This window comes from Thermococcus sp. (genome assembly GCF_027012695.1).
GTDB lineage: Archaea > Methanobacteriota_B > Thermococci > Thermococcales > Thermococcaceae > Thermococcus.
On record NZ_JALUYR010000069.1, the window covers coordinates 1 to 8,170 of the forward strand.

At 56.9% G+C, this 8,170-nt stretch carries 8 protein-coding genes and 1 pseudogene; 3 read left to right on the plus strand and 6 right to left on the minus strand.

Features of this window, described 5'->3' with window-relative positions; translation table 11 throughout:
* The 6 genes and pseudogenes from MV985_RS05875 to MV985_RS05900 all read right to left on the minus strand — a co-directional run.
* Positions 1–358, minus strand: a pseudogene (locus tag MV985_RS05875) (extradiol dioxygenase); the annotation flags it as partial.
* Positions 359–363: 5 nt separating this feature from the next.
* The gene (thrC, locus tag MV985_RS05880) at positions 364–1,506 is read right to left on the minus strand and encodes a threonine synthase (protein ID WP_297464281.1); all 1,143 of its coding nucleotides are present in this window, start codon (positions 1,504–1,506) and stop codon (positions 364–366) included.
* Between the two features lies 1 nt (position 1,507).
* Positions 1,508–2,596, minus strand: coding sequence for a DUF4157 domain-containing protein (locus tag MV985_RS05885; protein ID WP_297464283.1), 1,089 nt, complete (start codon positions 2,594–2,596; stop codon positions 1,508–1,510).
* A gap of 29 nt (positions 2,597–2,625) precedes the next feature.
* Complete coding sequence (gene psmB, locus MV985_RS05890) at positions 2,626–3,228, minus strand: archaeal proteasome endopeptidase complex subunit beta (RefSeq protein WP_297464292.1); 603 nt, start codon at positions 3,226–3,228, stop codon at positions 2,626–2,628.
* A 35-nt stretch (positions 3,229–3,263) separates the two neighbouring features.
* On the minus strand, positions 3,264–3,992 hold the full coding sequence (locus MV985_RS05895) for an ABC transporter ATP-binding protein (protein WP_297464284.1): 729 nt from the start codon (positions 3,990–3,992) through the stop codon (positions 3,264–3,266).
* Positions 3,989–5,005 (minus strand): iron ABC transporter permease, encoded by a 1,017-nt coding sequence (locus tag MV985_RS05900; RefSeq protein ID WP_297464286.1) that lies wholly within the window; start codon positions 5,003–5,005, stop codon positions 3,989–3,991. Before MV985_RS05900 ends, MV985_RS05895 begins: the two co-directional genes overlap by 4 nt.
* Before the next feature lie 85 nt (positions 5,006–5,090).
* Here MV985_RS05900 and MV985_RS05905 point away from each other — a divergent pair, with 85 nt between their 5' ends.
* From MV985_RS05905 to endA, 3 genes are all read left to right on the plus strand, one after another.
* Entirely contained in the window at positions 5,091–7,013 is a 1,923-nt protein-coding gene (locus tag MV985_RS05905; RefSeq protein WP_297464288.1) for a hypothetical protein, read from the plus strand.
* A 148-nt stretch (positions 7,014–7,161) separates the two neighbouring features.
* Complete coding sequence (gene rimI / locus MV985_RS05910) at positions 7,162–7,662, plus strand: ribosomal protein S18-alanine N-acetyltransferase (protein ID WP_297464290.1); 501 nt, start codon at positions 7,162–7,164, stop codon at positions 7,660–7,662.
* Positions 7,659–8,170: tRNA-intron lyase (gene endA, locus MV985_RS05915; protein WP_297464294.1), on the plus strand; the 512-nt coding region annotated here is incomplete at its 3' end. The genes rimI and endA, both read left to right, overlap by 4 nt.

The following is an 8,170-nucleotide window of genomic DNA, read 5'->3' on the forward strand; positions in this document are numbered from 1 at the left end:
CCCAGCTCAACGGCCACCGGGAGTACTCCCCGCGGAGCGAGGCAAAGTTCAAATCCACCACCGGAATCCCCGCGCTCTTCTCGGCCCTGTAGATTTTCTCGGCCAGCTCCCTATCGGTTTTCCACTCACCAGGCAGTTCCTTTCCCTCAAAGCTGAGCCATGAAACCAGGTTTTCCGCCATAACCACTCCAAGATGGTCGCTCATTCTGACGTTGTGCGGGCTTATCAGGACGTAGGAGTCAACGTTTGCGAAGGCCTTTCCGATGTCTTTCAAAACCTCCGCCAGCTTTTTCGTTTCTTCGTCGGGAGGCTCCAGGACCGGGTTCCCGTGGGGCATCAGACCGATTCCGACGAGCATCGGGATCACCTCAGGCAGTTTTCAAGGCTTTCAAGGGGACACTCCCTTATCGTTCCCCCTTTGGCTTGGGAGAGGGTCCTCAATCCCGAACCTGTGAGAATCGAAACGACCTTCGCTCCCTCCTCAATCCTTCCCTTTTCGACGAGCTTTCTCAAAGCGGCAATCCCGGTGGCGCTCGCCGGCTGGACGAAGAGGCCTTCTCCCGCGAGCTTTCTCTGGGCCTCCCTGATTTTGTCGTCGCTCACCGCAACACAGAGCCAGCCGAACTCCCTTAGGAGCTTCAGAACCGCGTTCCCGCTCGGTGGATAGGGGTTTGCTATGGCCTTTGCTATCGTTTTTGGCCTTTCAAAGCGCTCGATTTTTTCTTTTCCCTCTTTGAACGCCCTGCATATCGGGGAACAGCCTTCCGCCTGAACTGCAACCAGAGTCGGGAGTTCCTCGATGAGTCCGCTCTCTTTTAGCTCGATGAAGCCCTTCGCCACGCCCCTGAATAGACCGCCGGAGCTTGTTGGAATTAGGACGTAATCCGGCGTTACCTCCTCGGCTATCTCGAAGGCTATGCCCTTGTAGCCCTCAACGCGGAACGGGTTGTCCGAGTTCATGAAATAAATTCCTAGACTTTCTCCCAGCTTCAGGCTCTCGAAGTAAAGCCTTCCGTAGTCGCCTTTGACCCTTATCACGTCGGCCCCGTAGACGGAGACGGCCTTGAGCTTTTCATTGCTAGCGCTTTCAGAAACGAGGATTTTGGCATTGAGGCCAAAGCGAGAGGCATAGGCTGAAACGCTCGCCGCCATGTTTCCTGTGGAGACCGTTCCGACGGTTTTGTAGCCGGCCTTTAGGGCGTAACTCATAGCCAGAAACGTTCCCCTGTCTTTAAAGCTCCATGTGGGATTTACGGTCTCGTTCTTGAGGTAGAGCCTTACGCCGAGTTCCTCACCGAGCTTGGATTTTATCAGCGGCGTGTCACCTTCTCCAAGAGAAAGCTCGAGGGCAGGTTCAACGGGCCAGAAGTCGTAGAACCTCTCCCAGATGGTTTTGCCTATGTAGGGCTCGCCATTTAAGAGTTCGAACTCGACAGGTTCGTTGCACTCGCACCTCTGCACGGGCCTATCGTATTCCCTCCCGCAGATTGGACACCTGAGCTTCACCTCACTCCCTCCTTGTGGCCGTTAGCAGAACTGTATTTTCAGCGATGGTTACACTCCTCTCGGCGTAATCGTTGTCCGCGGAGAGCTCTTCGAGGGCCTTCCCTAACTCCTCCGCGGCCTTCTCGCTGGAGAAAACGACCTTCCAGAGGAGGGCGTAGCCGTCGCTCGTCTTCGCGAGGATGAGCCTGTCACCGAGCCACGCGGTAGAGACTTCCCATGAGGTCTCGTTATCGAGCTTTGCAACGTCCCTGAGGAGGACGTAGACGTAGAACGCTCCCATTCTATCGTTCCGTAGAATCTGGGAACCGTTGGGTGGTGAAAGGCTGACAGCGAGTGACGAGAAGTTGTGGAGGTAGAGCTCCGGTTCCATGACCTCGAGGGTGGTTCCGGGGTAGCGAGAATAAGCATCGTTCACGAGAGTCCAGTTTCCCCTGTCGTATAGGTATCCAACGAACCCCTCGCCGAAGACGTAGGGAAATATGTGGACGTCGGTGAGCGGGTCGCCGCTGAGCGACCTTATCCTATGAATCGGTATTCCGTTCCTCCGGCAGTAGATGTCGGCCACGAGATCGGCGTCGCCCTCCACCAAAGCCCGAACCGCGAGGGTTCCGTCGGTGGTGTTGGCCCCATAGCGTGCGTTGAACCACTGCTTCTGGAGGACATGCGTAAGCTCATGGGCTATCGTCCGCTTTGCAGTCGCAGGATCCCTTACGAAGTTTTCCCGGATTATGTAAATTGTGTTCCCCACTGTAACGGCTATCCAGCCGGCGCTCCTTTTTTCTTCCTCCTTGATGTATCGGTAATCCGGGGGTAGGAGGAGGGTCATCTTGTATATCAGCTCCTCCCTGCGGAGCCTCTCTAGGTCGGGTTTGCCGGGCTTCCACATCTCGAGGGCCTTTGCCCTGGTTATTACGATTATCTGGGGCGGTTCCTTAAAGGTCAGCCCCCTTATCTCTTGGACCTGGGCGAGTATTTCGTCGACCTGATCGAGAATTGTCTCTGGATTGCGGTTCAGCTCGACCGCCGCGTAGAGAGACAGCGCCAGAAGGCCGGCGAGAACCACAGCAAGGAGTCCCCTGCTCCCTCCCATGGGAAAAACCCTCATGGAAATTGAAGAAATCACTCGCTGAACTCAACGAACTCCTCCCTCATGCCGTCACCTGTTATGACGACCACCTGCACCTTCCTGTCACCGGTGTATACATCGCGCTTTCCAGCGGTTCTAACGGCCCTCACCGCGAGCTCTTTCGCTTCTTCAACGCTCATGTTCTTCTCAAAACCCTCCTCCAGGACGGCTATCGCGAAGGGGCTTCCTGAGCCGGTCGCGGTATAGTCGTCGAAGATCAGCCCTCCGAGGGGGTCGAGGTTCGCCAGAGTGGGCTCGTCAACGTGGCCGCCGATTATGATCTGCACCATGTAGGGGAACCACTTGTTCTCGTTGAGGATGTTGCTGAGGAGGTGCGCCATCGCCTTCGCGGTGATCGGTCTTCCCCATGTGAACTGGTAGTAGCGGGCGTGGGCCTCGAGCATTCTCGCCAGCGCCTGGACGTCGCCGACGCTTCCGGCGGTGGTTATAGCTATCCTGTCGGTTATGGGGACTATCTTCCTTATGTTGAGCGTCTCGACCATGTGGCCGAGGGAGGCCTGAGTATCAGCGGCCAGAACGACGCCGTCCCTGGCCTTTATTCCCACGGTGGTGGTACCTGTCTTCTTCTCCTCCATGTTTCTCACCCCAGCATTAATCCTCGCGCCACGTTTTAAACCTTTGCTGGCTCGGGCAGGACGACCCTGTGGCCATCTATCTCAACCAGCCTCGTTTTTATCCCGTAGACCTCCTCGAGGACACCGGGTTTCAGCTCTTCCGGCTTTCCTTCCCAGTGTTTTCTCCCGCGGTGGAGGAGCATAAGCCTGTCCGCGTAGCGGAGGGCCAGATTCAGGTCGTGGAGGACGGCTATGATGATCTTCTCCTCCTTCAGCTCGGCCAGGAGCTCCATCACCATGAGGGCGTGGTTTATGTCGAGGTGGCTCGTCGGCTCGTCGAGTAGTATTGCTCCGCTCCCCTGGGCTAAAGCCCTCGCCATGAGCGCTAACTGGTACTCTCCACCTGAGAGGCTCGTGATGGGTTCTTTTCGTCTTTCCCAGAGGCCGACGCGCTTTAAAGCGCTCTCGACGTCGCCCCTCGTGGTGTAGGCTCCCATCTCGACGAACTCCTCGATGGTGAAGGCGAACTCCGGGAAGGAGCTCTGTGGCACGTAGGTTATCATCTTCGCCCTCTCGCGGGGTTTCATTCCAATCAGGTCTTTTCCATCGAGCCTGACGCTTCCTCGCGGTTCGAGAATCCCCACCATGGCCTTCAGGAGGGTACTCTTTCCTGCACCGTTCGGTCCGATTATCGCGAGGAGCTTGCCCTTCTCCGCTTTGAACTCGACGTTCCTGAGGATCTCCCTTTCACCGTAGGAAAAGGACATGCTCACCTCAAGCATCATGAGTACAGCTCCCCCCTCTTGTGCTTCATCAGGAGGTAGAGGAAGAAGGGCGCACCCATGAGGGCGGTTATTATGCCCACTGGCAGCTCCGTCGGTCTCGCAAGTGTTCTCGCTAAGAGGTCGGCGATTACAAGGAGAACGCCGCCGAAGAGGGCACTCGCTGGGGTCAGCTCCCTGTGATTTGGCCCCATGATGAACCTCATTATGTGGGGCCCCATGAGTCCGATAAAGCCGATTATCCCGGCCGTCGAGACCGAGAAGGCCGTGAGCAGGGTTATGACACCGATGAACAGCTTCCTGTAGAGGTGGAGGTCAAGGCCGAGGGCTATGCTCTCCTCTCCCAGGAGGACCAGGTTCAGCTCGCGCCACTTCCCTGCCAGAAAGCCGATACCGATGCCCGATACGACAGCCATCTCGAGGACGTCGTCCCAGTCGGCGCCGTTGAAGGTCCCCATGAGCCACATCCATGTTAGCGTTGCCCTGTCCTGGTGGGTCAGGAGGATGTACCACGTTGCCGCACTCGAGAGGAAGCCGAAGGCTATCCCGGCCAGCAGGAGGGTGTCCACCGGCACTTTCCCGTCAACCTTCGAAATCGAGTAGACCACGATAACGGACAGTACCGCAGAAACGAGGGCCGCAAGTCCCATGTGAGAGGGTAAATAGACGGAAGCCAGGGCCGCACCAAGTCCGGCCCCGGCGCTTATGCCTATGATGTAGGGGTCCGCGAGGGGGTTCCTGAAGAGTGCCTGGCTGGCAACACCCGCGCTGGCGAGGCTTAGTCCGACGAGATATGCCAGCAGAACCCGTGGAAGGCGGATCTCCCAGACTATAACGAAGTACTTTGGCTTCTCCCCAGGGTTTACTCCATGAAAAACGCTGGAGAGGGCCGATTTTATACCGTAGGCTATACCCGAGGTTATTTCGCCAGGACTAACGTTCACAGACCCCACGTAGACCCCGAGAAAGAGCGAGATCAGGGAGAGCAGTGCCAGGGACGGAAGCCACTTCCTCATGGGGCCGGATTATTTGTCCAGGCGTTTAAACCTTTCGGGCGGGAAAGGATAAATAGTTTGAGGTCCCAACTACACCGGTGATCGTATGGGGAAACTCACCGCGGTACTCGTCTCTCTGCTGCTCCTCGTGGCGCTTCTACCGGCCGTTGGGTCCGCGATAATAGTGGCCGAACCAAAGCCCCCTCTCATAATAGTGGGCAACTTTCCGGATGGCCTTGCGGTGAAGCCCAACTCGGAGTACACGGTCTACTTCATGGTAGCCGACGACTACGGTGTAGACATCAACGGGGGGATCCACGCCTACTACCGCCTGAATGGAGGTCGGTGGCGCGAGGCGTTTCTGAAGAAGCCGCCCGAAAACCCGATTATACAATCAATCCGGGCTAGATTCTATGGCGAAACACAGGACTTCTACGTCTTCTACCGCCGGTTTACGATACCCGGGGCGGAGGCCGGGACCAGAGTGGATTTCTTCGTGGAGGCAACGGACGTGGAGAACCACACCTCCCGCAGTCCGGTGTACACCTACTACGTGATCAACCCCTCCGGGAAGAGGGTTCTCGTCGTTGATCCTTCAGTGGAGGCAATCTCCCTCCTGCGTTCCCTTGCCTCGGTGGAACTCCAGCTGAAGGCCTCCCGCGAGAGGTACCACTACAACCTCTCGGACGTTGAGGATAAGATCAAACCCCTTGAACGGGGTGCAGGATCCATGATAGCTGAACACCACTGGGAGTTTCTCGCCGAACACTACGACCTCAGAATAGTCCCCCCCAGGGAGCTCCCGGCACTTCTTGAGGAGTTCCGGCCGGAAGCGGTTGTACTCTCAAACCTCTGGGTTCCCTGCTGGGGACTGAACGGAGGAGAAACAGGGGCGCTCAACGATTACCTCCACTCCACCGGCGCGGGGCTGATAGTCACAGCCGGCACTCTGCTGGACTCGACCAATCCTGGACACATAGGAACCCCGGGAAACGTCAGCGTCGCCTCGATGCTCCGCATGGAACCGCTCCAGCTGGCAATGGTCATAAGGGGTGCCCTCAACATGAGCGACGTCCCCGTTGCGATCCCCAACGTCAGCACGGGCTACCCCTTTCTGCTTCCCGAAGGGAAAAGGCTGGAGATAAATGTCTCGACGGCGGTCGGCTGGCAGTACGTTCTCCCCGAGTCTGCCCTCGGTATCGCCAGGAGGAGTCTCCTGCGGTTCTCGGATGAACATCCCAAGAGACTCCTACTCATGGAAGAGGTTATCGGAAACCTGACCGGTAGGAGCTTCAACATCTCGGCGGCTGTATCCCTCACCCTCCAGGAGATTGTGGCAAAGGCCAGTATCTTGGACAGTAGTGTTACCGTTGAATGGGGGGGAAAGCGGACGGAATTCAAACCCGAAAGAGGTTATCTGGAGAAACTCAGGTTCCTCCTGGCGGTCAGGGATCGTTATCCCCGTCTTCTGGCAAGAACCGTGGATTACAGCGGGGCAGTACTGACCGGGGATGGTGATTATCGGTCTGCCTACGTTTCTCTCGAGCTCGAGGCAGGAGGTAAGGAGGAGTTCGACGTCCTGAAGAAGCTCGTTGATTGGAGCATGACCCACACTCAGCCGGAAACTCCGGAGGTAGTGATTCTGGCGAACGACATAGACTGGGGGATAAAGGGCAAACTCCTCCAGGGGCAGCTCGAGGCCCTTGGACTCAAGGCCAGGCGCGTGACCGCGGACGAGTTTGAGACATACAAGGATTCCAGGATAATCGTCATCCTCGGCGGCCCGGATGCCTATGACGGAGTTGGAACCTACGTGAGACAGGTGCTCTCCCTGAAGGAGCAGAACGCCGTGAGGAGCAGTGAAAGAGGCATCTTCGTCAAGGCGGACGTCTGGGGCAGCGGACAGGTTGTCATAGTCCTCGCCGGGAAGGATCGCTGGAAAACCGGAACCAAGGTCTCGGCCTACATGGAGGGCCTTGACTCTGGCTACGCCGAGCTGCTGACGGGTTTTGTGGCCTCGGCTTCGTAACCCTCCTGACTTCTTTCCCTTTTGCCCGTTGTGGAAAAAATCAGCCAGGAATCCGGTCATCATCCCCGCGGTCAGATTCGAGAGTGCTCATCATGTGCTACCCATCTTTCTCCTCAATCCTTAAAAGAGTTGATGTGTAGTTTCGGCCATGAGCCTGTCAATAGGACCCGCCGGTAGGCTACCCTTAGCCATGGTTGTAGTGAGACCCGCGAGGCTCTTCGACATCCCGGCCGTTGTCAGGATAGAGCGCGAGTCCTTCCGGGAGGAGTACCCGAGGGGAATTTTCCTGACCTTCCTTGAGAACAATCCGGAGACCTTCCTCGTCGCCGAGTACGGGGGCAGGGTCATCGGATACGTAATGGCCTATCTCCGTCCGGACCTCGAGGGACACATAATGAGCATAGCGGTTGACCCTTCCTACCGGGGCAACGGCATAGGCTCGGCCCTTCTGACGGAAGTTATCGAAAGGCTCATAAACAGGGGGGCAAGGTACATCGGTCTGGAGGTCCGTGTGAGCAATGAGCGGGCCATAAAGCTTTACGAGAGTCTTGGCTTCAGGAAAATAAAGAGAGTAATCGGCTACTACGCCGACGGAGAGGATGCCTACTACATGCTCCTCCCGGCGGACGAATGGGGTGGAAGGAATTGAAAGAACCGATAGTCTTTTACCTCAGCGGGGATAGGGTCTTCAGCGATAGAGAGAAAGCCCTCAACCAGCTCTACAACAAGCGCTACTTCGGTGAGGTGGTTAACGGAAAGCTGTTTCTTTCCCTCATTGAGGCCGCCTACCTGCTGGAGAAGGGCAGGATAAGGGTCTTCGATGGTGAGAGGGAGCTGTCCTTTCAGGATCTGGTTGAGCTTGGAAGAAAAAGGGACGATCAGTTCGACATAAAGCTGCTCGTCTACACCGATCTGCGTGACAGGGGTTATATCGTGAAATCGGCTTTAAAATTCGGCTCCCACTTCCGCGTTTACAGGAGGGGGATGGACGAGCACTCCCAGTGGCTCGTGTGGGTGGTTCCGGAGAACCTGCGCTTCTCCCCGAACGATATAACGGCGCGGGTTAGGGTGGCCCACGGCGTCAGGAAGAACATGATCATGGCCGTCGTTGATGAGGACAACGACGTGGTCTACTACAAGATCGAGTGGGTGAAGTT